This is a genomic window from Paraburkholderia sp. A1RI_3L (assembly GCF_048957895.1).
Classification (GTDB): Bacteria; Pseudomonadota; Gammaproteobacteria; order Burkholderiales; family Burkholderiaceae; genus Paraburkholderia; species Paraburkholderia kururiensis.
Window position 1 is genome coordinate 321,578 of record NZ_JARCHA010000001.1, and the last position, 26,088, is coordinate 347,665.

Below are 26,088 nucleotides of genomic sequence, written 5' to 3' on the forward strand. Positions count from 1 at the left end.
CCATGACCCCGCAAACTCCGCTGCAAACGCTGATCGGCCTCGCGCAGGACGACGTGGATGCAGCCGCCCAACGGCTCGGACGCGTGCAGCGCGAACGCGGCGAGATCGAGGCGCAGTTGCAGTCGCTGCTCCAGTACCGCGACGAGTACCACGCGCGCTTCACGAACTCCGCGCAGAACGGCATGCCTGCGGGCAACATGCGCAACTTCCAGGCGTTCATCGATACGCTCGACACCGCCATCGACCAGCAGCGGCGCCTGCTCGCGGCCGCCACGGCGCGCGTGGAAGCCGCGAAGCCCGAATGGCAGCGCTCGAAGCAGAAGCTGGGCTCGTATGAAGTGCTGCAGGCGCGCAGCGACGCGACCGAAGCCAAACGCACGGCGCGGCGCGAACAGCGCGACTCCGACGAGCACGCCGCACGTGCGCTGCGCATGCGCACGCAAGGCCTGTGAGCCGGATGTCGCCCTCGATGCCATTCGCCACGCCCAACCACCAGTAACCACGACCGGATACACGCACTCACGGAATCCAGCATGTCGCCACTTTCATTGATCAGCTCCCTGCTCGGCGGGTCGAGCAGTGACAACACCAGCCGCCAGGCCGCCAACGCCGCCGCGAACAGCGCGCAGTCGTTCGCGCAGACGCTGCAGCAAAGCATCGGCGCGCAGTCGTCGGACTCGAGCACGCCCAGCGCGCCCAGCAGAACGCAGCAGAACGCGGGCAACGCGTCGAGCAGCGCTGCTTCGGCGTCGTCGTCTTCGACCGCTTCTTCGTCGGGTTCCTCGTCCGCGCAGGCGGCGTCGAATGCATCGAACGCGGCGCAGTCGTCTTCGTCGGACAGCAGCCAGTCGACCACGGATGCGCAAACGGGCGCCGCCACGGACACCACGACGGCCGGCACCGGCAAGTCGTCGAGCGGCACGAAGAGCGCGAGCGACGGCAATTCGCACACGCAAGGCGACGGCACGCAAAGCGCAACCGACGCAGCCACGCAAGCCGCCGCAGCGGTCGCGGCACAGCTTCAGGCGCAGGCCCAGGCCGCCCAGGCGCAGGCTCAAGCTCAAGCGAACGCGGGCAACGACACCGCGTCGAGCAGCGACACGAACAGCCCCACGGCGACGCTCGCAGGCATCGCTGCGACAGCCGCGGCCGGCGCGGCGGGCAATGCAGGCAACGCGAGCGCAGGCGCAGCGGGCACCGCGAGCGCAGGCAAAACCACGGCAACGGCAAGCGATCCGAAGTCGGTACGCGATGCCCTGCAAGCCGCCCTTGCCTCGATCACCAACGGCCAGGGCGCAGCGCTCCAGGCGTCGGGCGCGGGCACCGCGGGCGCCGGCACGGCCGACAGCGGCAACGGGTCCGCAGCCAACGGCTTCGGACTCGCGAGCGGCCACGGCAACGCCAAGGGCGCTGCGTGGACCAACGCTTTCACCGACGCGCACAACGCAGCCAAGGACGCGCAGACGAATGCCGGCGGCACGAGCGCCGCAACGACGGCAGTCACAGCCGACGCCACCGCGAAGACCATGGCCGACGCGCTGGCCTCGAATTCGAGCGCGGCGCAAACCAACGCCACCCAGGCCGCGAGCGGCACCGACGCCGCGCATGCGGCCCAGGCGCTGGCAGCAGCCCAGGCCGCCGCCACGGCGCCGGCCCAGGTGGTGCAGCAGCCGGGCATGGCTGCGGCAGCCAACGCCGCCGCGCTCGCCCCGCAGGTGGGCACGCCCGACTGGGAAGACGCACTGAGCCAGAAGGTGGTGTTCCTCACCAACGCGCACCAACAGACCGCGGAACTCACGCTCAATCCGAAGGACCTGGGCCCGTTGCAGGTCGTGCTCCAGGTGGCCGACAACCACGCGCACGCGCTCTTCGTCTCACAGCACCAGCAAGTGCGCGAGGCCGTGGAAGCCGCGCTGCCGAAGCTGCGGGAAGCGATGGAGGCTGGCGGCATCGGCTTGGGCAGCGCCAGCGTGAGCGACGGCTTTGCGCGCCAGAGCGGCCAGCAGGCGCAGCAGAACGGACAAGGCTCGTCGGGCAGCAGCCGCGGCAACGGCGGCGTGACGGCCACAGCGGGAATCGACGACGGTTCGGTGAGCGGAGCCGCAACGGCAACGGTCAGGCGGACGGTGGGGATGGTCGATACGTTTGTTTGAGCGGTAAATAAAGCAGTGCCGTGATCCCGGGCCGCTTCGGTTCGGGATCACCGGATCTTTCTCTTCTTCGCAGCGTCGTCGTTATCGCTGCCACGTCTCCCGTCTCGTCCTCCAATGACGCCGCGCAATGCGCGCGGGCTGCCTCTCGCCTCTCGCCTATCAAGCATCGCGGTCACATTTGTTCGATTAAGGGGCGCGCTTAACAGCATGCGTTGGGTATGACATCCGCCAGCAATGATCGCGCGAGGTAAAGGCTGGCTGGACTTTGACCATTAGTGACAATGTCCCACCCCGTCACTGCTACGGTTAGCCGGCTTAATCCGGCCCGTTGCCCGTCTTGCCGAAAAGCGACCTCAAGGTCAACGAGCGTCCTCCCCATACGAACTGACACGTCATGATCATCAGCCCACCCTTTCTGCCCGCATCGGGACTCACCTCCACCGGTGGCTCGAAGCCGGACCCGATGATGGATGCCCTCGACAGGTTCGAGCTGGCGCACGGCATCTATCCGGTCGCAGCCGACCGGAGCTGGCATTGCGGCGCCCATCTTGCGCCGGACATGCACGGCCCGGTCCATGCCATCGCCGACGGCGAGGTGGTGGCATACCGCGTCTGCCAGCACGCGATGGATGACGGCAACGGCAATGCGGGTTTCGTGCTGCTCAAACACTCGACCGAAACCGGCGACGGACGCACGCTGACGTTCTATTCGCTCTACATGCACCTGCTGCCGCTTGCGGAATACCACACGTTCGGACACGACGGAGCCCGGCTACCGGCGTTCCTGCACAAGCCGTCCGGCCCGGATACCCGCGGGAAGGTCACGCCTGCGGCGAAGGGGAATGGCCAGAAGGTGCGGCGCAAGGATGTGCTGGGTTTTCTCGGCCGCTATCAGGGCGTCACCTACCTGCACTTCGAGATCTTCATGACGCCGGGCGATTTCGATGCGTATTTCGGGCACACGCAACTCGGAGTGGCCTCGCCGGGAACGGCGACAACGTCGGACTGCTGGGGGCATACCTGTCTCACCATTCCAGCAGGGCAGCAGTTTTACGCATTGCCGCCGGGAGCGGACGCGCACGGCAAACTCCACGGCATCGCTTTCAAGGCCGGCCTCGCAGGCACGAACGCCCTGCCCCTTGTCGTCGAGATGTACTTCAGCAAGGGGGCGAAGTACATCAACGTCTGGAGCGTTGCTGCGGACGGCTCGCGCACACTTCTGACGCCAGAGCCGGTCGAGGAAAAGGACTACGAATACGATCTGTACCATCGTGCAACGGCGCTCTACGAAGCCTGCCCGAGCGACGGATACGAGATGCTGCGCTTCGGGCGCATTCTGTCCACGCCTGCGACCCTCCCGGAGGCAGTCCGTGCGACGTGGGTGCAGATACCCTACGACACGGGGAAGCAGGGTTACATCGATATCAGCAAGGAAGAGGTCAGGAAACTTTCTGACGCGGATTTCCCGTCCTTCATGGGCTGGCAGAAGATCAGCGACGGCAATACACCTTTTGGCAGTGACGGCCTGTGCGATGTCGACCTGTTGAAGAAGCTCGTCAGGGACGCTGCGGCCAGCGAGCAGCCCACAGTCGTGAAGGAAGCCACTGAAGTCCAGAAGGCAGACGCGCTTTCGTACTATGTGAAGGGCCATGAGGAGGTACGTCGGGCCCTGCGCGGATTCATCTGCAACGCGCCAAGCGAATGGGATAGCACGCACAACGAGACGCGCTTCGCGAGGCTGCTCGACGAAGGCGGGTTCTATCACGGCAACCAGAAGGGCTACGAGGATTTTCTGAAGTACCTCAAGGAACTCCAGTTCTGGGACGTGACGGGATTGCCTGCGGGGCAGAAGCTCTGGTTCTTTCATCCGCTCGCGTTTATCCGGCATTTCAGGAAGTGTGGGTGGTTGAGTAAGGGGGAGACGGTTCGCTGTATCCGTAAGACGATTAGAGACCACAACCGTGAGGTCGTCCCTCTTTCGAAGTCTGAGGTGATCAAGCGACTTACCGAGACAGCAGAACGGCGCCCGGCAAATCTACATCCTAATTTTCAGATCGTTGCGCGGAAATACGGAATATCGTCCAGCAGCCTGCGTCTTGCTCATCTTTTCGGTCAGCTGACAGCGGAAACAGGCCGCCTGGAATTTATGGTCGAAGGGGGCAGGCCGGAATATTTTGATAAATATGAGCCCGGTCATCCGGAGGGAGATGCGGTCGGCAATACCGTAAGAGGCGACGGCATTCGATTCAAGGGGCGCGGCATTATTCAGATTACCGGGAGATCAAATTACGAGAGCTATGGCTCGTATCGCCGCATGACATTTAACAATGATGAAACTAGCTCTCTAATCTCAACGGATCCATACTGCACATGTGATGCGTCAGGTTGGTACTGGGTGCAGAAACAAAGGCTCCAGCTAGTTAAAGATCCGGAGACCCATAGAAAGAAGTTTATGCCATTGGGTAAACTGAGTATTAATTACTGGTCAGATCAAGGGGCGGACAACAAGGCAATACTTCAGGTGACGAAATGTGTTAACCCGGCGGGGCTTTCCTTGGAATGGCGAAGCCAGGGATTTAGAAATGCTTTTTACGAACTGAATGATGAAGTCGCTCAGAATTCTGACTACAAACCGACAATTTGATGGCATCATATGAAAATAACGATTTTTACCGCTCTTGGCATTTCTGCACTTGCAGTTGCAATCACTGTTGCGAATGGCAAGGAGCCTGAGCGTATCTCGCGGGATGACTGCCATGCAACTTTCCTGGTGCCGAATGGCTTGGAATATGTCGAGATAAATGGCGCAAAAATTTCTGGCAACAACGAGTGCTATATCGCGTTTCGTTATACCGGAGATTTAAAAATAAAACGTAGACCCAATCCTCCTTCCACGGCGGACGATTGGCGTTGGCTGACGGATTTCGTGCTTGCAGTTAAAGGCAAGTCTTTGGGAGATAGTCTTGCTCAAATTAAGACAAGCGAGGGGCTAGAGCGACCGGGGATGTTTAATTTGGTATCAAATGAGCATTTTCAAATTCCAGGGGGCGAGGTGTATGTGTTGCGTTATTCGGCATTAAAGCCGACGAAAAATATGCTTCGACTAAATGAGACCGAAGAGACAATTTTTGCGGCCGGAAATGATTCCCGCTCAGTATCTTACATTCAATATACAGGAGCGAGGATGACTAAAAATGATAAGGCTGCATTGTATAGAAGCTTGTTTTTATCATTTAGTTTCGAAAGCTCAACCACGACCCCGTAAACCGATGATTGACGCGGTGACGCTACAGTATCGTTTTTGGAGTTACCAGCGATCTCACGGCATCGTTGAAAAGATGCAAGCCCCCCCTACCTAAACCCCACCGCCACCCTCCCCATCTGCTCGACCCCACTATCGAACAGGCGCCCGAAGAACGGGATCATGTTCGGCAGCATCAATTGCACGAGCAGCAGGCCCACCAGCAAGGTCACCGCGAACCCGATCTGGAAAATACCGATTTGCGGTGCAGCGCGGTTCAGGATGCCAAGCGAAAGGTTCGCAATGAGCAGCGCCGCCACCACGGGCAAGGCCAGCAGCAGCCCTGCCGAGAACACCATCGAGCCCCATCCGGCCAACGCGCGCCAGCCCGGCGCCCCGAGCACGTTCGCCGATACCGGCATGGACTGGAACGTCGCGATGAGCGCATTGACCACCTGGAGGTGCCCGTCGAAGGCGAGGAAAGCGAGCAACGCGATGGCGTTGAGGTAGCGCGAAAGCACTTCGGACGCGCCGCTCGAGTGCGGATCGAAGAACGTCGCAAAGCCGAGGCCCATGCTGAGCCCCATGATGCCGCCCGCCATTTCGATAGTCGAAAAGATGAGCTGCATCGCAAAGCCGAGCGAAATGCCGATCAGAAACTGGTTCACCAGAATCCAGATGCCTGCGGCGGAGAAGACCGTGTCCTGCGGCATGGCGCCCAGCGCGGGCGCCACGATCAGCGTGATGAACGCCCCGAGCCCCACCTTCACCCGCACCGGCACCGCCGCGTTGCCCACCACCGGCGCCGTGGCCACGAACGCGAGAATGCGCACGAACGGCCACAGGAACGCGGTGAGCCACGTGTTCAGCTGGGCATAGGTGACGGAAAACATCGGTTACGCACGCGGCGACAGAATGGGCGGCAAAAAAAGAAAAGGACCGGCGAAAGGAGGCAACAAGCGCCGCGCGACTCAGCCGGCAATGGCCGGCACGCTCGTGAACATGTGGCGCATGTAGTCGAGCATGGTGGAGAGCATCCACGGCCCGGCGATCACAAGCGTAATCACAATGGCGATCAGCTTCGGAATGAACGAGAGCGTGGTTTCGTTGATCTGCGTGGCGGCCTGGAAAAGGCTCACCACGAGACCCACCACGAGCGACACGAGCAAGAGCGGCGACGCGAGCAGCAGCGCGACGTACATCGCCTCGTGCGCGAGTGTCATGACGGATTCGGGTGTCATCGTCGTGTTCCTTGAAATGCCTGTCTTCAGGTGAAGCTCTGCGCGAGCGACCCGATGAGCAGTTGCCACCCGTCCACCAGCACGAACAGCATGAGCTTGAACGGCAGCGAGATCGTGGAAGGCGACACCATCATCATGCCCATGGACATCAGCACGCTCGCCACCACGATGTCGATGATGAGAAACGGAATGAAGATCGTGAAGCCGATCTGGAAGCCCGTCTTCAACTCGCTCGTCACGAAGGCGGGGACGAGGAGCGACAGCGGCACGTCCTCGGGGCCTTGCATGGGCGCGGCGTGCGAGATCTTCGCGAAGAGCGCGAGGTCGGTTTCGCGGGTCTGGCGCAGCATGAAGGTCTTGAACGGCGCCACGCCGCGCGACACGGCCTGCTCCATGGGCAGCGTGCCGTCGGAGAACGGCTTGTAGCCGTCGGTATAAGCCTTGTCGAGTACCGGCGACATCACGAACATCGTGAGGAAGAGCGCGAGACCCACCAACACCTGGTTGGGCGGCGTGGTCGCCGTGCCCAGCGCCTGGCGCAGCAGCGAAAGCACGATGATGATGCGCGTGAAGCTCGTCATCATCAGCACCATCGCCGGCAGGAACGACAGCATCGTGAGCAGCAGCATGGTCTGCACGCTCAGCGAATACGTGGTGCCGCCGTTCGGCCCCGGGCTCGTGGTGAAGGCCGGCAAACCCGTGGCCTGCGCGAAGGAACGCGAGGGAAGCGCCAGCATGACGGCCAGCAGCAGCGCCGGCAGGAGGCCAGGCACAAGCGCAGGCGCGGCGCGGCGGATCAGCGTGGCTGCGCCGCGCAGGGGAAATCGGTTGAACTGCATTTACTGCTCTCCGCCGTCGCGCCGGCTGAAACGTTTGCCCACTTCGCCTTTCAAGGCATCGCGAAAGCGCTGTCCGAAGGTGCCGGGAAGTTCGCCGGCCGCGCCGGGTTGCATACCTGATTGAGCACTGCCTGCGGCAACGGAGCCCGCCACACCCGCACTGCCCGCAGGCATCGCATGAAGCAGCCGCACGTTGCCGGGCGCGGCGCCCAGTACGAGCCACGTGTCGCCCACTTCCACCACAGCCACACGTTCCTTGCCGCCCAGCGACGCGCCGCCAATCGTCTTCACGAGCCCGCCGCGCTGCGAGGGCTGAAGGCCGAAGCGTCGCGCGAGCCACGCGCAGCCGAACACCAGCGCCACCACCACCACGAGCCCGACGATGGTCTGCAACACGGCGCCCACGCCAAGCGACGGCACCGCACTGCCCGCACCCACGCTGGACGCAATCTTCGCGGCGTTGTTCACCGCGTTCATGTCCGCGGCGAGAAGCGCGTGCGGCATGGCGGCCGCGAGAACCACCGCCGCGCCCAACGCGCGGCGGACTGCTGCGTACTTCATCGGTTCAGCTTCCGGATGCGCTCGGACGGCGTGATGATGTCGGTCAGGCGAATGCCGAACTTGTCGTTCACCACCACCACTTCGCCCTGGGCGATCAGGCAGCCGTTCACGAGCACGTCCATCGGTTCGCCGGCGAGGCCGTCCAGCTCCACCACCGACCCCTGCGCGAGTTGCAGCAGGTTGCGAATGGCAATCTTCGTGCGGCCCAGCTCGACGGTCATCTGGACGGGAATGTCCAGAATCATGTCGATGTCGTTGCGCGTGGTGCTGGGCTCCACCTTCGAAAGCGGCTGGAACACGCCCGCTGCGGCCGGGTTCACTTCGTTGCCGTTCTGTTCGGCCAGCGCGCTCGCCCAATCGTCGAGCGAGGCCTCTTCGGCTTCCACGCCCGGCGTCGTAAGCGGCGGCTCGACGGGAGCCGGCGTTGCGTTGAGGTCACTCATATCCACCTTCCTTCATCGTATCCGCCGCGCTGATCATCTTCTGGACGCGCAGCGAATATTGACCATTGAAAATTCCGTAACCGCATTCCATCACCGGCACGCCGTCCACCTTCGCGACGATGTGCTCGGGAATGTTGATGGGCAGCACGTCGCCCGCGCGCATGTTGAGAATCTGCTCGAACGTCACGGGAATCTGCGCGAGGTCCGCCGTGAGCTCCACTTCCGCCGACTGCACCTGCTGCGAGAGCACGCGCACCCAGCGGCGGTCCACTTCGAGCGCCTCACCCTGGATGGGCGAAGAGAGCACGTCGCGAATCGGCTCGATCATCGAATACGGCATGCAGATGTGCAGCGTGCCGCCCGTCGGGCCGAACTCGATCGAAAACTGCGTGACGATCACGATTTCGTTGGGCGTGGCGACGTTGGCGAACTGCGTGTGCATTTCCGCGCGCACGAATTCGAACTGCAGCGGGCGCACGCTCTTCCACGCGGTCGTGTAGTGCTCGAACACGAGATGCAGCAGCTTGCTGATGATGCGCTGTTCGGTCTGCGTGAAGTCGCGGCCTTCCACGCGCGTGTGAAAGCGCCCGTCGCCGCCGAACAGGTTGTCCACCACGAAGAACACGAGGTTCGGGTCGAACACGAACAGCGACGTGCCGCGCAGCGGCTTCACGTGCACGAGGTTCAGGTTGGTCGGAATGGGCAGGTTGCGGGTGAACTCGCTGTACTTCTGCACCTTCACCGGGCCTACCGAAATCTCGGCGCTGCGTCGCATGAAGTTGAAAATGCCGACGCGCAGCAGCCGCGCGAAACGGTCGTTGATGATTTCGAGGCCGGGCATCCGGCCGCGAACGATGCGTTCCTGCGTCGCGATGTTGTAAGGGCGAACGCCCTTGTTCTCGGCCTGGCTAGCATCCTGGTCGGTCTCGCCTGTGACGCCTTTGAGGAGGGCATCCACCTCCTCCTGCGACATGAATTCGTCGTGACCCATAGTCATGATGCGTGCGACTCCTCGCGATAGAGGCGTGAACCGGCTGGATCTGCGCAGAACGTCATGATTCGCCCGTCTTTATTGCACGACGAATTCGGTGAACAGCACGTCCTGCACGTGCACGGGTGCACTGCCGGCCTCGGTGGGCTGTGCGATCAGCGTCTTGAGTTCCTCGGCAAGCGCGCGCTTGCCTTCGAGCGGCGCGAGATCCTGCGGATGCTTGTTCGACAGCGCGAGCAGCACACGGCTGCGAATCTCGGGCATGTGCTCGGTGAGCTTGTCCTGGGTCTTCTGGTCCGCGAGCTTCAGCGTGAGGCCGATGCGCAGGTAATGCGTTTCGCCGTCGTCGGACTGCAGGTTCACCGTCATCGGCTCGAGCGGGAAGAACACGGGCGCGGGCGGCGGCACAGGCGTAGCCGCAGCGGGCGCAGCCGGATGCCGCGACATGAAGAACCAGGTCGCGCCGCCCGCCACACCGGCGGCCAGTATCGCGATCACGGCGATCACGAGAATGCGCTTCATCTTGCCGGATTTCGCCGACGGGACTGCTGCTGCCTGGGATGCGGGTGTGGTGGCCATTTCGCTCAAGGTGTTGCATTAGTGCTGGTACCTTGCATTGTTCTGGCTTTTAGCCTTCCGCGATGAGGGGAAAAGAAGGGGGATTTGCGGTTAGCTCGTGGTTTTGTCGAGAACAGTGCCAGGCGGGGCGCCGCGCGGTTGGCCGGTTCCCGCGGGTAGCGGGAGCCGGCCGGGGTCGGACCGGAAAGCAGGTCGAAAAGCCCCCGAAGCGGCGGTGGAATACGACAGGTGGCGGCCGGTAGAGACCAACCAGCCAAAGATCTGATACGGGCCGCACGGTGCGCTGGGCGGGCTGCGTGGTGCGCTGGGCGGGCTGCTCGGCGCGCCGGGCGGCCGGCTTCGGCTCACCCGGCCCCGCGCCCGCGACTTCAGTTGATGTAGTTGAAGAGCGACATGCCCTGAATCTTCACGAAGCCCTGCTGGGCCGCCTGCAGCGCGTACTGGGTCATCGTGTACTTGCTGATGGTGCTCGTGAGATTGATCTGCGTGAGGTCGGACAGGTTGCTCTGCGTCTGCAGCGAACTGTTCTGCGTCACGGTCTGCAGTGCCTGCAGCTCCTGCTCCCGCCCGCCCACGGACGCCTGCACGGTCACCACGTTGTTCATGGCGTTCTGCACTTTCTGCATCGCGGTGGAAAGCGAGTTGCTGAGGTTCGCCGAGCCGGCCGTGCCCACCACCGGCGTCTGCAACGCGGCGATGGCGGCGTCGATGGACGAGAAGATGTCCGTGCCCGCCTGGGTGGCCGGCGTCACGGTGAACGTGTCGCCCGCAGCGGGCGCGCCCGTGATCGAGACGCTCTGGCCGCCCAGCGTGATCGCCGAGCCCGCCGAGTACGGTTGCGCCGCACCCGTCGTGCCGGTGGTGTTGTCCGTGATCGTGTAGGTGCTCGAAGCGCCGGAGCCCGCGAACGTGATCGTGTACTTGTCCTGGTTCGCCGGATTCGAGGCGTTGAGCGTGCTCACCGTGCCGACCACACCCGTGCCCGTGTTGCTGGCCGAGCCCGCCGAGATGGAGGTCGTGCCCACCGCCGCGACGGAAAGGAACACGGAAGCGCCGCTGTCGCTCACGGCGACCTGGTGGCTGCTCGTCACCTGGATGGAGCGCACGCCGGTATCGCCGTTGTAGCTCACCGTGCCCGCCGCGTTGGTGCTGAACGGCTGCGAGGTGGTCTGGAAGCCCGCGAACAGGTAGTTGCCCTGCCCGTCGTTGGCGTTCGCGAGACCGAGCAGCTGGTTCTTCAGGCCGATCAGGTCCTGCGCGATGGCGCCGCGGTTCGAGTCGCTGAGCGAGGCGTCGCCCGCGTGCACGAGCTGCGTGTTGACGCTCTGCAAGACGGTGCTCACGCTGGAGAGCGTGGAATCTTCCGCATGCAGCGAGGTGAGCGCGGTGCTCTGGTTGCTCGTGTACTGCGAGAGCTCCGAAGCCTGCATGGAGAGCTGCACGGCCTGGGACGCGCCAAGCGGGTTGTCCGACGGCGTGGTGATCGCCTGGCCGCTCGCGATCTGCTGGTACAGCTGCGCGAGTTCGCTTTGCTGATCGTTCATCTGCTGAACGTTCAGGCCGAAAAGCTGGGTCGTCGAGATGCGCATGGCCTATTGCCTCACTGGAAAATGCCGAGCAGCGTCTGGAACAGCGTGGAAGCCGTCTGGATCACCTTGCTGTTCGCCTGGTAGAGCTGCTGGTACTGCAACAGGTTGGCTGCTTCTTCGTTGATGTTCACGCCCGAGACCGACTGCTGCGCCGAGCTGATCTGCGTGACGAGCGTGGTCTGCGCCGTGTTCGCCGCCTGCACCTGGTTCGTCTGGTTGCCGATCGTGTTCACGTAGCCCGAATAGGCGTCCGTGAGCGTCGAGGTGCCGCCGTTCAGCTGCTTGGCCGACACGAGATTCGACAGCAGCAGGGCGTTGCGTCCGTCGTTGCCGCCGCCCGTGTTCTTCGCGATGGTGAACGTGTCGCCATTGGCGGGCGTGCCGGAAATCGAGAAGCTCACCGCGTTCATGGTGCTGCCGCTCACGGAGATCGAAGCGCCCGTGGACGACGAATACGGCACCACGGTGGCGGCGCTGGCAATCGTGTAGTTGGTGCCGTTCACGTTCACCGTGGAGCCCGCCGGGAAGCCCGAGATGCCGCCCGAGGCCGAGCTGTAGGTGAGCGTGGTCGACGTGGACGGCAGCACGTAGCCCGCGCTGACTGCGCCTTGCGTGATCGTCCCCGTGCCCGTGTTGGTGGTGGGCGCGGAGGCCAGCACGGGCGAAGCCGCTGCAATCGCGGTCGAGTTCGTGGTGGCGAGCGCGAAGCCGTTAAGCGCGCCGCGCGTGGGCTGCACGTCGAACGAATCGCCGGCGTTCATGGTGCCCGTAAGCGAGAACTGCAAGCCGCCGATGGGGCTCGCAAGGCTCGTGGCCGAGCCGATCATGGCGCCCGTGGCGTTGTCCGTGAGCTTGTACGCGCTGCCGTCGTACGAGAGCGTGTAGTCGCCCGTCGTGGGCTGCGAAGCGTTGGCGAGCGTCACGCCCAGCGTGGCGCTGCCGGTGTTGTTCTGGTTCGCGTAGATCGTCGGGCTGCCCACCGTGAAGAGCGCCGTGCCCGGGTTGCCGTTCATGTCGAGGCCGAGCGCGTTTTGCGCGTTCACCTGCGCCGAGAAGCTGGTCGCAATGGCGCCCAGTTGCGCTTCGGCCGGGTCCAGCGTCTGGCTGCGGAACGCAAGCAGGCCACCCAGCGTGCCGCCGCTCACGAGGTTATCGGGCAGCAAGGTGGCGGGGTTGGACGCGCCCGAGCTGGAAGCGGCCTGAATGGAGATGGAAAGCTCGCTCGGGTCCGACGGCGACGTGACCGCGGAGAGGTTGTACGTACCCGTGCCGACGACGAGCGGCTGGCCGCTCGCCATGAAGACGCTGTAGCCGCTCGAGTTCTGCACCACCTGAACGCCGACCAGTTGCGAGAGGCTCGACACTGCCTGGTCGCGCTGGTCGAGCAGCTGGTTGGGCGGCTGGCCCGAGCCGTTGGCGGCCTGGATCTGCTGGTTGAGGTCGGCGATCTGCTTCGTGTACGTGTTGATCTGCGAGACGACGTCGGTCAACTGCGTGTTCACGCTCTGGCGCATCTGGTCGTACTGGGCGCCCGCCGCGTTGATCTGCGCGGCAAGCGACTGCGCCGAACTCATCGCGGTCTGCCGCGCCGACAGCGACGACGCGCTGTTGGCCACGCCTTGCAGGCCCGTGAAATACGACGTGATCGCGCTCGAAATACCCGTGGTCGGGCTGCCGACCAGGTTGTTGAGCTGCGCGATCATGTTGTAGTAAGCCGTGAGCGAACCGCTTTGCGACTGCGCGCTGTTGAGTTCCGTGCTCAGGTACTGGCTGTACTGGCGCTGCACCGTAACCGTGGAGACGCCCTGCGGCAGGAATCCCGACGACGTGTACTGCCCCGCGGTTTCCTCGTAGACAGGCCGCTCCACCGAATAGCCCGGCGTGGACGCGTTGCTGATGTTCTGGCCCGTGGTGGTGAGGCCCCATTGAGCGGCATTCAGACCGCTCAAGCCGATATTGAAGAGGTTGCTGGACATTGTTCCGTGGTCCCTCGGCGCTTTCGCGCGTACTCGTCCTGTTATGGCGATAACAGCGTGTTTATCGGCCTTGGCGCGGAAAGTTTTAGGGCGCCGGCAGAATTTTCGGAAAGGAATGGCGACACGCGCGGCGGTCATGCGGCGGGCATGACCGCGCGGGAAAGACGATAAGGTTGAAACCGGTACTGCCGGGTACGGCTATCTGCGCGTTCAGGCGGAGTTTCAGGCCCGCACGAGCGAACGGCGTTTCATTTCCAGCTGCGTAATGAGCCGCTGCAGCGTGTTCTCGGCACTGCCGGGCAGCGTCACGAAACGGAAACCGAGCTGATAGCGCTGCGAGCCGTTGGGCAGGTCGAACATGCGGTGCGAAACAAGCTGCAAGTCGAGCGAGAGCGTGCCCTGCGGACCGAGCGCGAGTTCGCAGTCCATCAGGGTCACGCCCATGGGCAGGCCCACGACGCGTTCGTCCGTGGTGCGCATGCCCACGCCGCCCAGCGAGATGTCGTGCACCTCGAAGCGGAACGGCTCGCCTTCGGGGAACCGGCCGTGGCACAGGTACGGTTCCAGCAACGGCGTCTCCACGCGGAAATACTCGCGCCGCTGCACGTAATAGAGCACTTCGGGAAAGTCGGCTTCGAAGGCAGGCAGGCCTTCGAAACGCGTCTGGCGCGGCGTGGGCGTGGAAAACTCCATGCGCACGCCGTCGGGCGAGGCGTGGAACTGGGAGCGCGGCGCCGCGAGCAGACCGTTGTTGTGCGCCTCCACGGCGCCCCAGTCGAAGGTGAAGACGCGGCCGCGCACGTCCACGTCGAGCAGCCGCGTGACGAGCTGGCCGCCCTTGTACTGCACGGTGAGAAAGTCGCCGCGGTTCACGAGGTTGCGCAACTGCACGCCGATTTCCAGCGGGTTGCGCCGCCCGAAGTCGTGAGCGTCGTCTGCCTCCGAAGCGCCGTTCGCTTCGGCGTTTTCTCCATTTGACTGGGTGGTATCCATGGCCTTGCCGATGTGCATGTTCGTGCGACGCGGGAGGTCTGAGCCGGGCGCCCGCCCCGGGAGCCGTGCCCCCTCGGCGCCGGTCTCCGCGGTCTTTCGGCACGCGTCCGACCATGCGGAGACACTCCGCGCGGTCGCTGGTTTGTCTGATTAGCGGCAGGATAAGGCCAAAGTTTAGGGCCTGTGTGGCAAATATTTGGCGCAAACGTTAAAGCGTCCGGCGGCGCGCGGAGAACAGTCCCTTATGCCCTGAAACCTATGCCTTGCGGATGCGGCTCGGCCCGCCGTCGCCCGCCGCCTTTCGGCGTCGAGCAACGACGGGCCTGCACCGTCTTCTTCTCACGACATGGCCCCGTCGCGTGTTTTCGTGTGGCCTGACTGCGGCCTTGCGCTGCTGGCCGTTTCTTTCCGGTCGTTCCTGCGCTCGCTCAGGCAGTCATCTTCTGCATGATCGAGATGAGCTTTTTCGCGTAGTGCGGGTCCGTTGCGTAGCCCGCGCGCTGCATGCCTTGCGCAAAGCCGTTCACGTCGTGCGACGAGTTCAGCACCTGTGCGTAGCGCGGGTTGTCCTTCAGGAGGCTCGCGTAGTCGGTCATCGCCTGCTCGTAGGAGTCGTAGGCGCGGAACTTCTCCACCACGCGCTGCGGGCGGCCGTTCACATATTCGGTGGTGACCGTGGAGACGGTTTTGCCCGTCCAGTCCTTGGTGGCTTTGATGCCGAACACGTTGTGGCTCGAGGTGCCGTCGCGGTTCATGATCTCGCGCTTGCCCCAGCCCGATTCGAGCGCCGCCTGGCCGATGATGAAACGCGCCGGAATACCGGTCGCCGCGCTCGCCGCCTGAGCCGGCGCGGCCAGCTTGTCGACGAAGGCGTCGATCTTCGGCGACGAGCCGTCGCCGCGCACCGGCGGCGTGAGCGCGCTGTTGCCCGTGTAGCCCTTGCCCGTGGCAAGCGCGCCGTTGGAGGACGGATTGGCGAACGCCTTCGAAAGCGCGGAAAGCGCCGCGGTGTTGCCCGCGTTGGCGTCGCCGCCCTGCAAGCCGGCGTTGCGCGAAAGCTGCTTGAAAAGCGCGTCGGCCACGCCAATGCCCTTCGACGACATCTGCTGCGAAAGCTGCTGGTCGAGCATCGACGTGAACGTGGCGCCGTCGTGCGAATCGAGCGGGCCGTCGGAGGGCGTCGCATCGCGCATGCTCTTCAGCATCATCTGCGTGAAGACAGCGTCGAACTGCTGCGCGGCCATTTTGAGGCTGGCCTGCGGCGAGTTCTTCGCCTGGGCACGCAGGGCGTCGAAGCCCTGCACGTCGAGCGCGAAGCGCTGGCTAAGGTCGTTGGCCTTCAGAGACGGATCGGAATTCAACTCATGCTCCCGTCAAATGATCTCGAGGTCGGCGCGCAGCGCGCCCGCAGCCTTCATGGCCTGCAAGATCGACATCAGGTCGGCCGGCGTCGCGCCCAGCGCGTTGAGCGCCTTCACCACGTCGGCCAGGTTCGCGCCCGCAGTCACGAGCCGCAACGCCCCGTTGTCCTGCTTGAGCTGGATCTGCGACTGCTGCGCCACCACGGTCTGACCGTTCGAGAACGGCCCCGGCTGGCTTACCACCGGCTGCGTGTTCACGACCACCGAAAGGTTGCCGTGCGCCACCGCGCAGCTTTGCAGCGTGACCATCTGGTTCATCACGATGGAGCCCGTGCGCGCGTTGAGAATCACCTTCGCCGCAGCCTTGGCCGGCGTCACGTCGAGGTTCTGCAACTGGGCCATGAAGGCGACCTGCTGCGCACTGTCCGTCGGCGCGCGCAGCTGGATCGTGCGGCCGTCCAGCGCCACGGCGGTGTCGCCGCCGAACGCGTTGTTGACGGCGGCCACGATGCGCTGCGTGGTGTCGTAGTCCATGTCGTTGAGTTCGAGCTGCATGGTGCCCGCCTGCGAAACGGACGTGGGCACCGAACGCTCCACGATGGCGCCCGCCGCAATGCGGCCCGCGGCCAGCTGGTTCACCTGCACGCGGCTGCCGTTGGCGCTCGCGCCGGCGCCGCCCACGGCCACGTTGCCTTGCGAGAGCGCATAGACCTGGCCGTCCGCGCCCTTGAGCGGCGTGAGCAGCAGCGTGCCGCCGCGCAGGCTCTTGGCATTGCCGAGCGACGACACGGTCACGTCGATGGCCTCGCCCGGCCGGGCGAACGGCGGCAGCGTCGCCGTCACCATCACGGCGGCAACGTTCTTCAGCTGCATGTTCGACAGCGACGACGAACCGGAACTGCCCGAGCCCGCCGACTGGTTGTTGATCGAGATGCCCAGGTTCGCGAGCATGTTCGCGAGCGTCTGCGTCGTGAACGGCGTCTGCGAAGTCTGGTCGCCCGTGCCGTCCAGACCCACCACGAGGCCGTAGCCGATCAGCGGGTTGTCGCGTACGCCCTGGATCTGCACGAGGTCCTTGAGGCGCTCGGCGTGCGCTGCCGGCGCAGTGGCGCCCAGGCCAAGCCCGACCGCGAGCACAAGCGCCGCGCCGGCAAAAGCGGCGGCACCCAGACGGCGGCAGGCGGAAAAGAGAGTGAAGCTCATGATCACCACGGCGCCACGTTCAGGAAGAAACGCTGCAGCCAGCCCATGTTTTCCGCCTCGTTGATGTAGCCCTTGGCGGAGTATTCGATCTTCGCGTCCGCCACCTGGGTGGAATACACGGAGTTGAGGCCCGAAATCGTGTTCGGATTCACGACGCCGGAAAAACGCACGAATTCGTTGCCCTGGTTGATGAGCATCTGCTTCTCGCCGCTCACTACCAGGTTGCCGTTCGGCAGCACGTTCGTGACGGTCACGGTGATCGTGCCGTTGAACGTGTTCGACGCGTTCGCGCCGCCCGTTGCCTTGAACGTGTTGTCGCCCGTGGCGGAAAGCTTGGCCTTGCCGAAGATGCCACCCATGAAGCCGACCGTGGGCACGTTGAAGTCGGTCGCGCTGTTGCGGCCGGTGCCCGTGCCCGACGACTTCGTGGCGTTGATGTTTTCCGAAATGACGATGGTGAGGATGTCGCCGATATTGCGCGGACGCTGGTCTTCGAAGAGCGGCCGCCCCGCGTAGCCCGGGTTGTAGATCGAGCCCGGGCTCTGCGACTGCGGCGGCATCGGCGGCACAGCCGTCATGGGCTGCTGCACGATGGGCTGCTTCGGCACGAGCGCGCAGCCCGCGAGCGCGGCCAGCAACACCGCGCCCGAGAGGGCCTTCACCCGCGTAGTTTCAATGAATTGCGACATCCTTCGTCCTTCCTGCACTTTCAGCCGGACCCGGGCCACGATCAGGCCCGAATCAGACCCGAATCAGACCATTACACCGGCATCTGCGAGAGCGTCTGCAGCATCTGGTCGGACGTGGTCACGGCCTTGCTGTTGATCTCGTACGCGCGCTGGGTCTGGATCATGTTGACCAGTTCCTGCACCACGTTCACGTTCGACGCTTCCACGTAGCCCTGGTTGAGCGAGCCCGCGCCGTTCAGGCCCGGCGTGGTCACGTTGGGCGCGCCCGACGACGCCGTTTCGGCGAACAGGTTTTCGCCCTTGGCTTCGAGGCCCGTCGGGTTGATGAACGTGGCGAGCTGGATGGAGCCGATCTGCTGCGTATTGTTCGAGCCCGCCGTCGTGACCGACACCACACCGTCGCTGCCGATAGTCATCGACGTGGCGTTCTGCGGAATCGTGATGGCCGGAATGATCTGGTAGCCGCTCGAGGTCACGAGCTGGCCCTGCGCGTTGGTCTGGAACGAGCCGTCGCGCGTGTAGGCGTTCGTGCCGTCGGGCATCTGCACCTGGAAGAAGCCCGCGCCGTTGATGGCGACGTCCTTCGAGTTGCCGGTCTGCTGCAGGTTGCCCTGCGTGTAGAGGCGTTCCGTGGCGACCTGCTGCACGCCGGTGCCGAGTTGGATGCCCGAGGGCAGCTCGGTCTGCTGCGTGGAGTTCGCACCCGGCTGGCGGATGGTCTGGTAAAGCAGGTCTTCGAACACCGCGCGCGAGCCCTTGAAGCCATTGGTGCTGACGTTCGCGAGGTTGTTCGAGATGACATCCATCTGCGCCTGCTGCGCATTCATGCCGGTAGCGGCGATATAGAGTGAGCGGTTCACTTTGAATCTTCTCCTGTGGGCTGGCTTGCGGGCGAGCCCGTCAGCTGAAGTTGAGCAACTGGTTGGCGGACTGTTCGTTCTGGCTGGCCGATTCGAGCAGCTTGGTCTGCATCTGGAACTGCCGCGCGTTCGTGATCATCGCCACCATGGCGGAGACCGGGTTCACGTTGCTGCCTTCCAGCGACTGCGGCGCGAGCACGACGTTCTGGTCCGCGTCGGCGGGATTGCCGTCCGCCGTGCGGTAGAGGCCGTCGTCGCCGTGCTTGAGCGAGGCCGGGTCCGGGTTCACGAGCTTCAGCTGATCCACGTTGACGATGGTCGTGGGCGGGTCGCCCGGAATCAGCGCGGACACCGTGCCGTCCTTGCCGATGGTGACTTCCGAGCCCGGCGGCACCGAAATCGGGCCTCCGCCGCCCACCACCGGCTGGTTCATCGCGTTGACGATCTGGCCGTTGGTGTCCACGTGCAGGTTGCCCGCGCGCGTGTAGGCCTCGTTGCCGTTGTTGTCGAGCACCGTGAGCCAGCCCGGGCCCTGCACCGCGACGTCGAGCGGATTGCCGGTCTGCTGGATCGGGCCCGGCGTGTAGTCCGCGCCGGGCGTGGACGCCAGCACGAAGGTGCGCGTGGTGTCCGTGTTCACCGTGTTGCCGTCGCCGAACGACATCGGCACGGCGCGAAACGCGGCAAGCTGCGCGCGAAAGCCCGTCGTGGAGACGTTCGCCAGATTGTTCGCGACGACAGCCTGCTGCTCGAGCGCCTGGGTGGCGCCCGTCATCGCGGTATAGATCAGCCGGTCCATGATGAGGCCGCCAGGTATTACAGGTTGATGAGCGTCTGGTCGACGGTCTGCTGGGTCTTGATCGTCTGCGCGTTCGCCTGGTAGTTGCGCTGCGCCGTGATCAGGTTCACCAGCTCGCTCGTCAGGTCGACGTTCGAGTTTTCCACCGCGCCGCCTTGCAGCGTGCCGTGGTTCGTGCTGCCCGGCGCGGAGATCTGCGCCACGCCCGAGGCCGAGGTGGCTTCGTACTGGTTGTTGCCCAGATCGACAAGGCCGTTCGGGTTGTTGAAGTTGGCAAGCACGACCTGGCCCAGCGCCTGGGTCTTGCCGTTCGAGTAGTTGCCCGTGAGCGTGCCGTCCGTGCCCACCGTGAAGTTGGTCAGCTGGCCTGCCGCAAAGCCGTCTTGCGTCAGGTTGTTGGTGCCGTCCTTGCCGCCGAACTGCGTCGTGCCCGCGATGTTGAACGTGAGCGACTGCGGCGTGGACGAACCGTCGCTGGTCGGAATCGTGAAGTTGAACGCGAGCGGCGTGGTGGTCGCGGCGCCCGAGGCATCCGTCGTGCTCACCAGCGTGCCGGACGAATTGAACGTGGCCGTGCCGATCTTCGAGATCGTGCCGCCGGCCACGCCGCCGTACACGGTCCATGCGCCCACGCCCGTCTTCGCGAAGTACAGGTCCACCGTCTGCGTGCCGCCCAGCGAGTCGTACGCCTGAATCGAGGTCGGGTAGTTGTACGTGCTCGCGCTGTTGGCGTTGAACGCGGTGGGGTTCGGCGTAATGGCCACGCTGTCGCCCGCAACCGGGGTGCCCGTCAGCGTGACGGTCTGGCCCGTGCCGAGCGAAATCGCCGCGCCCGTGCTGTAGGTCTGCGCCGAGCCGGTCACGCCCGTGGTCGTGTCCGTCACCGTGTAGGTGGTGGGCGACGTGAAGTTGATCGTGTAGTGGTCCAGGTTCGTGCCCGTGGCGCCGTTCGTGATGGTGGAGCCGCTGGTGGCGAGCGAACCCGTGGTCGTCACGGCCACGGTGGGCGCGCCCAGCATGAGCGAATCCTGCGCGTTCAGGTTGAACTGGCCGGTAATCACGCTGGTGGCCGTGGGCGCGATGTTGGTGGTGGGCACCTGCAGCGGCACCGTGCTGGCCGTGTTGATGACGCCGCCGTTGCTCGCGGCGTAGCCCATCAGCTTGAGGCCGCTGGTGTCGGTGATATAGCCCTGGTTGTCCAGCTGGAACACGCCGTTACGCGAGTACGTGAGCGTGCCGTTGTTCGACATCTGGAAGAAGCCGTTGCCGTTGATCGCCACGTCCAGCGCCTGGTTGGTCGTGGTGATCGTGCCCTGGCTGTACTGCTGCTGCACGGCCGCAAGGCGCGAGCCGAGGCCGATCTGGTTGTTGACCGCCGTGGCCACCGAGTTCGCGTAGACATCCGCGAAAACCGCCGCGCCCTGCTTGAAGCCGATCGTGTTCGCGTTCGCGATGTTGTTGCCGATCACGTCGAGGTCGTTGGACGCGCTCGACAAACCGCTCAAACCTTGTTGATAACCCATGACGATCTCCGTATCGGGATATATCGATGAATACTGTGCTGTGAATCTGCCTGAGAGCTCCGGGAGCCCTGTGGCGCGCGCCTTACAGGATCGCGGCCACGCCCGTCATGCCGATCGTGTTGCCGTTCGAGAGCACGAGGCCCGGCGTGCCGTCCGTCTGCTGCACGACGCTTTGCACCGTGGCGGCCGACAGCGTGGTGGGCGAGCCCGACTTGCCGGCAATCGTGCCGGTCGCGCTGATGGTGTACGTGCCGTCGGCGAGCGTGTTGCCCTGCGCATCGGTGGGCGTCCACGAAATGGGCGTGACGCCTGCCGGCACGCTGCCCACGTTGATCGTGTTGACCACCTGGCCCGACGAGTTCTTGATGGTGATCTGCACGTTGCTCGCCGCGGTGGCCACCTGCAAGCCGATGGCCGATGCCTTGCCGCTCGCCACCGTCGAGGTCGATCCCGGCGCGAGCACCGTGGAGCCGATCAGGAGCGCCGCCTGGCCCTGCTGGCTCGCATTCAGTTGCGTGGCGAGCGAGCTGAGCGACGTGTTGAGCTGGCTGATGCCCGTCACCGTGTTGATCTGGGCGAGCTGCGAGGTCATCTGCGAGCTGTCCATCGGGTTGGTCGGGTCCTGGTTCTTCATCTGCGCGATGAGCAGTTGCAGGAACGTGTTCTGCAGCGCGGTGGGCGACGTGCTCGACGTGCTGGACGAACTCGACGACGAGCTGCTTGCGCTCGAAGTGCCGTTCATGGTGTCGAGCAGCGTCTGCGAAATGGTCGTGCCGTTGCTGCCGATCGTGGTCTGGGTGGTCAAGGCGGTTCTCCGTCTGTTCTTCAGGTGCCGATTCAGGTGCCGGTTCAGGTGCCGATAGTGAGCGTCTTGAGCATCAGCGTCTTGGCGGTGTTCAGGGTTTCCACGTTCGCCTGGTACGAGCGCGACGCCGAAATCATGTTCACCATTTCCTGCACCGGATCCACGTTCGGCAAGGTCACGTAGCCGTTCGCGTCCGCCGCCGGGTTGCCGGGGTCGTAGGAAGTCTTCATGGGCGTCGGGTCGTCGACCACGCCCGTCACCTGCACGCCGCCCACCTGCTGGCCGCTCTGCGTGCGCGCGCCGCCCAGCGGCTGCACCGCGAAGACGACCTGCTTGGCCTTGTACGGCTTGCCGTCCGGTCCCGTCGTGCTGTCCGCGTTCGCGAGGTTCGACGCGGTCACGTTGAGCCGCTCCGACTGCGCGGACAGCGCAGAGCCGGCGACGCTAAAGATGTTCATCAGCGATGGCATGGCGAATCTCACCTCTCGTTGCCGGCCTGCGTTGGCCGGCGGTTGTGGCGGGCCGCGCCTGTCACCTTTGCGCTTTCGCGCTTCCGGTGCCTCCTGCGCACGGCCCGCCTGCTTTCCCGTAGCGATTTGTCTCTTGCCTGACCGGCGCAGCCTGCTGCCTGTGCCGTGGTCTGGCTTCCTGCTTTCCTGCTTGCCCTGCACGAATGCAGGCCGCCGCGTCAGCTGCCTGACGTGATGGCCGCGAGCATGCCTTTGATCTGCTGCGTGAGCACGGTCATGCCGGTCTCGAAGTGCAGCGTGTTGTCGGCGAACTGCACCCGCTCGCTGTCGAGGTCGACGGTGTTGCCGTCAAGCGCCGGTTGCGTGGGAATGCGGTACTGGAGCTGGCCGTAGTCGTCGGGGGAACCGCCCGTGGGCGTCAAGCGCGCCTTGCCGGCCATGTGGCCCGCTTCGGTCGTCGCCATGGTCATGCCGCTCGTCACGCCGGCCGGCTGCGCCATGGCGAGCGGTGCCGCGTTCGAGGTGGCCGTTCCGGTCGCAGCGCCGCTCTTCCTCAGCGCACCGGCGAGCGACGACGCGAAATCGACGTCGCGTGCCTTGTAGCCCGGCGTGTCCGAGTTGGCGATGTTCGACGAGAGCAGTTCCTGACGGTATGCGCGCACATCGAGCGCCTCGCGCCCAAAGGCGAATTCGGCATCGAGTTTGTCCAGCATTGCGGTTCTCCGAAAAAACGCTTCTTCCTTGCGTCACGCTTGCAGTAGCGGCTGCGTGGAAGGCCTTTTTGCTTGTGGAGCATCTTAGGTCTGGGACGCAAGCAGCAATCGGAGGAATAGCCGGGGAAGGGGGCCTCTATTCAACGTTTGCGCGAAGGGGGGTGTCTCTAGAATGCCTCTCGTATTGTTGGCCCTTGGTTGGCCCCTGGTTGGCCCTTGGGTTAGCCCTTGGGTTAGCCCTTGTCTGGCCGCCTTGTTTGGCTTCTTCTTGTCTTGCTTCTTGTCCGGCTTCTTGCCTGGCGCCTGTCTGGTCCCCCGGGGGCCGTGGAGAGTGGCGATGAACGAGCCCGCTTCAAATGCTCCGACCGCCTTGTTGACCGCTGAAACCGCTGCTGAAACGGCTTTCGATGCTTCGCCCGCGCCGGGCGCATCGACATCGGCCACTTCGCACGCACCGGCTGCTCCGGCGCGAGCGAGGCGCGCGCCTGCGCTGCGCGGCCTCCTCGTCGCGCTTGCGTGGACGCTCTCGGTGAGTGCCGGCACGCTGGCCCTGCTCGCTTCGAACGCCGCGCATGCGCAAGGCACGGGCGAGCCGATCGTGATCCCGGGTCCGGGCGAAAAGAACCCGGATGCACTGGCCGCCATGAGCAAGATGGTGACGAGCCCGTCCGCGCCTGCCGGCGTGACGGCGCAACGTGCGAATGCCGGGATGCAGCCCACCCCAGCCGCCCTCGCCGCGTCGATGCGACCGGCCGCCGCTGCCGGCGACCGCTTCGAGCAGGCAGCGAAGGCCGACGGCGCCATCGTGATCGCGGGGACGGGCGAAGCGTCGGCGGCCCGGCCCGGCATGGCATCTGGCCTGACGCGCGTGAACCTGCCCGTGGCGGCCAGCCAGGTCATGCCGGTGGTCGTGACACCCGCTGTGGCGACCCTCCCGGCGCGCGGCCGCGAGGCGAATCTCGCGCCGCAGGCCATCGCGATGAACCCGCCTGCCAGCGGCGGCTACGCAGCAACCGCGCCGCGCTTCGAGCGCATGGTGCCGCGCGCTGTGCCGGCCCAGGGAACCCAGGCGGCACAACCGTATCAACATGTGCAGCCGGCGCAGGCGCCTGCATCGAACGTTCAGCCCGCGCAACCGGCCCAGTCGGCCCAGGCCGCCACAGTCGCGCAAGCCGCCGTGCCCGAAGGCCAGCAGGACGGCGAGTCGATCCGGCGCGCTGCGCTCGCCTGGCTTCAGCAGCAGGTCGTGGGCCTTCCCGGCAAGGTCAACATCACCGTGGCCAACGTATTTCCGCGCGGCCTTGCGGCCTGCACGACGATGCAGCCGTTCGCGCCCGCCGGCACCCGCATGTGGGGCCGCACCACGGTGGGCGTGCGCTGCGCGGGCGAGCGTCCGTGGACGCTCTACCTTCAGGCGAAGATCTCGGTTCAGGCCACCTACTACACGGCGTCGCGCGCGATTGCCCCGGGCGAGCCGCTCAGCGCCGCCGACCTGGTGGCACGCGACGGCGACCTCACGCTGCTGCCGCAGGCGGTGGTCACCGACCCATCGCAGGCGATCGGCGCCGTGGCGCTGGTCCGCGTGCCTGCCGGGCTGCCGCTGCGCCAGGACATGCTGCGCAGTGCGAGTTCCGTGACGATCGGGCAAACCGTGCGCGTGGTCGCGCAGGGCCCGGGCTTTTCGATTTCGTCCGAGGGCAGCGCCATGAACAACGCGTCGCCCGGCCAGCAGGTCCGTGTGAAGACGGCGGGCGGCCAGATCATCAGCGGCATCGTCAAAGAAGGCGGCACCGTGGAGATCCAGCTTTGAACGTTGCAGGTTGGGTGGATTTGAACAGGAGATTGGACCGGCGCCTGCTGCGCCTCGAATGATGTGAAGTGGTTTCGACCGGGGCTGTTATGGCCCCTTGCGTGCAGCCGTCGCGCCTCGCGGCGCTTTGGCGGCCTTGCCGTCCATGCACTAAAGTTTGATTGGTACCTGCCGTTAATCCGGGCAAAGCGGCGCCCATGACGCGCCCCACCGTGGCCGAAGAAGGCCACGCGGAAGCCGGATTCCTCAGTCGAATCCGGGCACCGCGGTCAACCGTTCAGGAAGCCAATCGTGAAAGTCGATTCCACCAGCAATTCGAGCCTGCAGTCGCTAAAAGACGGGCTGCAGCGTACCCAGCAAGGCGAAACGGCCGCGTCTGGCGCGCAAGGCGCAGCCAGCAGCCCCGTACCGTCCACCGGCGGCGGCGCGTCCGGCGACGCGAACGTGAACCTGTCGGCGCTGTCGGCGCAACTGCGCGGCCTCGCCGCGTCCGGCGCGGCGGACATCGATACGGCACACGTCGAGTCGATCAAGCAGGCGCTGCGCGACGGCACCTTGAGTATTGATACCGGCAAGATTGCCGACGCCGTTCTCGAAACGGCACGTAGCCTGCTGCAAACGCGCGCGGGGTCGGCGGGGAGCTAACCCCGGTTGGCCAGCGCGTTCAGCGTGCCTCGCCGCACCTTCGGGCGAAGCGCGCACGTGCAGCAGCCAATTGACCACGGCTTGTGCGCCCCAGTCAGGGCGCGGCAAGCCGACTGCGAGTTGAGTGATTGTGATGAAAGACGCCCTCCTTGCCACCGTCATCGACGAATATGCCGCCGTCGAAGCGTTCGCTTCGGTGCTCGCGTGCGAAGAGAAGGCGTTGACCGCCGTCTCTCCGCTCGAACAGCTGCCGCCCATCATCGAGATGAAGACCGAACTGGTCGAAAAGCTCTCGGCGCTGGAAAAGCAGCGCGACGCGCAGCTTGCGGAGCTGGGCTTTCCGCCGGGCTGGCGCGGCATGGAGCTGGCCTCCGGCGCCGACCCGAGGCTCGCCACGCAATGGGCGCTGCTGCAAAAGGCGGCCGAACGCGCGAAACGCTCCAACGCCACCAACGGCGTGCTGATCCATACCCGCATGGAATACAACCGCCGCGCCCTCGACGTGCTCAAGGGCGCGCAGCATAAGGCCGGTTTGTACGGGCCGGATGGGCGAATTCCCGCGTTCGGGCGAGTTTGATCGATTTCCCCGGAGCCGGGTTTTGAG

The 26,088-nt window shown here is 64.8% G+C and carries 26 protein-coding genes; 7 read left to right on the plus strand and 19 right to left on the minus strand.

The window, feature by feature from the left end; translation table 11 throughout:
- Window positions 1–2: 2 nt before the first annotated feature.
- The 4 genes from fliJ to PXJ20_RS01580 all read left to right on the plus strand — a co-directional run bounded on the left by fliJ (window position 3) and on the right by PXJ20_RS01580 (window position 5,418).
- Window positions 3–452, plus strand: a complete 450-nt coding sequence (gene fliJ, locus PXJ20_RS01565; protein WP_277597006.1) for a flagellar export protein FliJ — start codon at window positions 3–5, stop codon at window positions 450–452.
- Between the two features lie 81 nt (window positions 453–533).
- Window positions 534–2,153, plus strand: coding sequence for a flagellar hook-length control protein FliK (locus tag PXJ20_RS01570; protein ID WP_421030012.1), 1,620 nt, complete (start codon window positions 534–536; stop codon window positions 2,151–2,153).
- A gap of 394 nt (window positions 2,154–2,547) precedes the next feature.
- Complete coding sequence (locus tag PXJ20_RS01575) at window positions 2,548–4,797, plus strand: peptidase M23 (protein WP_421030013.1); 2,250 nt, start codon at window positions 2,548–2,550, stop codon at window positions 4,795–4,797.
- A gap of 9 nt (window positions 4,798–4,806) precedes the next feature.
- Window positions 4,807–5,418: a hypothetical protein gene (locus tag PXJ20_RS01580; protein ID WP_277597010.1), complete on the plus strand. Its 612-nt coding sequence runs from the start codon at window positions 4,807–4,809 to the stop codon at window positions 5,416–5,418.
- Window positions 5,419–5,504: 86 nt separating this feature from the next.
- Here PXJ20_RS01580 and fliR read toward each other — a convergent pair whose 3' ends face one another.
- The 19 genes from fliR to flgB form a co-directional block, all read right to left on the minus strand.
- Window positions 5,505–6,287 (minus strand): flagellar biosynthetic protein FliR, encoded by a 783-nt coding sequence (gene fliR / locus PXJ20_RS01585; RefSeq protein WP_017772119.1) that lies wholly within the window; start codon window positions 6,285–6,287, stop codon window positions 5,505–5,507.
- Window positions 6,288–6,365: 78 nt separating this feature from the next.
- A complete protein-coding gene (fliQ, locus tag PXJ20_RS01590; RefSeq protein WP_017772120.1) occupies window positions 6,366–6,635 on the minus strand; it encodes a flagellar biosynthesis protein FliQ in 270 nt (89 codons plus the stop codon).
- A gap of 26 nt (window positions 6,636–6,661) precedes the next feature.
- Complete coding sequence (fliP, locus tag PXJ20_RS01595) at window positions 6,662–7,474, minus strand: flagellar type III secretion system pore protein FliP (RefSeq protein ID WP_017772121.1); 813 nt, start codon at window positions 7,472–7,474, stop codon at window positions 6,662–6,664.
- A complete protein-coding gene (gene fliO / locus PXJ20_RS01600) occupies window positions 7,475–8,035 on the minus strand; it encodes a flagellar biosynthetic protein FliO (RefSeq protein WP_421030014.1) in 561 nt (186 codons plus the stop codon).
- On the minus strand, window positions 8,032–8,478 hold the full coding sequence (gene fliN, locus PXJ20_RS01605; protein WP_017772123.1) for a flagellar motor switch protein FliN: 447 nt from the start codon (window positions 8,476–8,478) through the stop codon (window positions 8,032–8,034). Before fliN ends, fliO begins: the two co-directional genes overlap by 4 nt.
- A complete protein-coding gene (gene fliM, locus PXJ20_RS01610; protein ID WP_126878204.1) occupies window positions 8,471–9,469 on the minus strand; it encodes a flagellar motor switch protein FliM in 999 nt (332 codons plus the stop codon). The genes fliN and fliM overlap by 8 nt, the downstream gene beginning before the upstream one ends.
- A gap of 78 nt (window positions 9,470–9,547) precedes the next feature.
- Window positions 9,548–10,048 carry a flagellar basal body-associated protein FliL gene (fliL, locus tag PXJ20_RS01615; RefSeq protein WP_026120910.1) on the minus strand — a complete coding sequence of 167 codons (501 nt, stop codon included), beginning with the start codon at window positions 10,046–10,048 and terminating at the stop codon, window positions 9,548–9,550.
- Window positions 10,049–10,416: 368 nt separating this feature from the next.
- Window positions 10,417–11,637, minus strand: coding sequence for a flagellar hook-associated protein FlgL (gene flgL, locus PXJ20_RS01620; protein WP_126878139.1), 1,221 nt, complete (start codon window positions 11,635–11,637; stop codon window positions 10,417–10,419).
- An 11-nt stretch (window positions 11,638–11,648) separates the two neighbouring features.
- Window positions 11,649–13,613, minus strand: a complete 1,965-nt coding sequence (gene flgK / locus PXJ20_RS01625) for a flagellar hook-associated protein FlgK (RefSeq protein WP_199544500.1) — start codon at window positions 13,611–13,613, stop codon at window positions 11,649–11,651.
- Between the two features lie 222 nt (window positions 13,614–13,835).
- Window positions 13,836–14,606 carry a flagellar brake protein gene (locus tag PXJ20_RS01630; protein ID WP_421030015.1) on the minus strand — a complete coding sequence of 257 codons (771 nt, stop codon included), beginning with the start codon at window positions 14,604–14,606 and terminating at the stop codon, window positions 13,836–13,838.
- Between the two features lie 428 nt (window positions 14,607–15,034).
- Window positions 15,035–15,967, minus strand: a complete 933-nt coding sequence (gene flgJ, locus PXJ20_RS01635) for a flagellar assembly peptidoglycan hydrolase FlgJ (protein WP_126878136.1) — start codon at window positions 15,965–15,967, stop codon at window positions 15,035–15,037.
- Between the two features lie 12 nt (window positions 15,968–15,979).
- Entirely contained in the window at window positions 15,980–17,170 is a 1,191-nt protein-coding gene (locus PXJ20_RS01640; protein WP_421030016.1) for a flagellar basal body P-ring protein FlgI, read from the minus strand.
- A gap of 2 nt (window positions 17,171–17,172) precedes the next feature.
- Window positions 17,173–17,859 carry a flagellar basal body L-ring protein FlgH gene (flgH, locus tag PXJ20_RS01645; RefSeq protein ID WP_017772132.1) on the minus strand — a complete coding sequence of 229 codons (687 nt, stop codon included), beginning with the start codon at window positions 17,857–17,859 and terminating at the stop codon, window positions 17,173–17,175.
- A 71-nt stretch (window positions 17,860–17,930) separates the two neighbouring features.
- Complete coding sequence (gene flgG, locus PXJ20_RS01650) at window positions 17,931–18,719, minus strand: flagellar basal-body rod protein FlgG (RefSeq protein WP_017772133.1); 789 nt, start codon at window positions 18,717–18,719, stop codon at window positions 17,931–17,933.
- Between the two features lie 40 nt (window positions 18,720–18,759).
- Window positions 18,760–19,518, minus strand: coding sequence for a flagellar basal-body rod protein FlgF (gene flgF, locus PXJ20_RS01655; protein ID WP_017772134.1), 759 nt, complete (start codon window positions 19,516–19,518; stop codon window positions 18,760–18,762).
- A 17-nt stretch (window positions 19,519–19,535) separates the two neighbouring features.
- On the minus strand, window positions 19,536–21,041 hold the full coding sequence (locus PXJ20_RS01660; RefSeq protein WP_017772135.1) for a flagellar hook protein FlgE: 1,506 nt from the start codon (window positions 21,039–21,041) through the stop codon (window positions 19,536–19,538).
- An 82-nt stretch (window positions 21,042–21,123) separates the two neighbouring features.
- Window positions 21,124–21,846, minus strand: a complete 723-nt coding sequence (locus PXJ20_RS01665; RefSeq protein WP_017772136.1) for a flagellar hook assembly protein FlgD — start codon at window positions 21,844–21,846, stop codon at window positions 21,124–21,126.
- 44 nt (window positions 21,847–21,890) lie between these two features.
- The gene (flgC, locus tag PXJ20_RS01670) at window positions 21,891–22,316 is read right to left on the minus strand and encodes a flagellar basal body rod protein FlgC (RefSeq protein ID WP_017772137.1); all 426 of its coding nucleotides are present in this window, start codon (window positions 22,314–22,316) and stop codon (window positions 21,891–21,893) included.
- Window positions 22,317–22,534: 218 nt separating this feature from the next.
- Window positions 22,535–23,029, minus strand: coding sequence for a flagellar basal body rod protein FlgB (gene flgB, locus PXJ20_RS01675; protein ID WP_017772138.1), 495 nt, complete (start codon window positions 23,027–23,029; stop codon window positions 22,535–22,537).
- Between the two features lie 337 nt (window positions 23,030–23,366).
- Between flgB and flgA the strand changes: the two genes are divergently transcribed.
- The 3 genes from flgA to PXJ20_RS01690 all read left to right on the plus strand — a co-directional run bounded on the left by flgA (window position 23,367) and on the right by PXJ20_RS01690 (window position 26,061).
- Window positions 23,367–24,839, plus strand: a complete 1,473-nt coding sequence (gene flgA, locus PXJ20_RS01680; protein WP_421030017.1) for a flagellar basal body P-ring formation chaperone FlgA — start codon at window positions 23,367–23,369, stop codon at window positions 24,837–24,839.
- Window positions 24,840–25,130: 291 nt separating this feature from the next.
- Entirely contained in the window at window positions 25,131–25,484 is a 354-nt protein-coding gene (gene flgM / locus PXJ20_RS01685; protein ID WP_017772140.1) for a flagellar biosynthesis anti-sigma factor FlgM, read from the plus strand.
- Window positions 25,485–25,617: 133 nt separating this feature from the next.
- A complete protein-coding gene (locus PXJ20_RS01690) occupies window positions 25,618–26,061 on the plus strand; it encodes a flagella synthesis protein FlgN (RefSeq protein ID WP_017772141.1) in 444 nt (147 codons plus the stop codon).
- Window positions 26,062–26,088 lie beyond the last annotated feature (27 nt).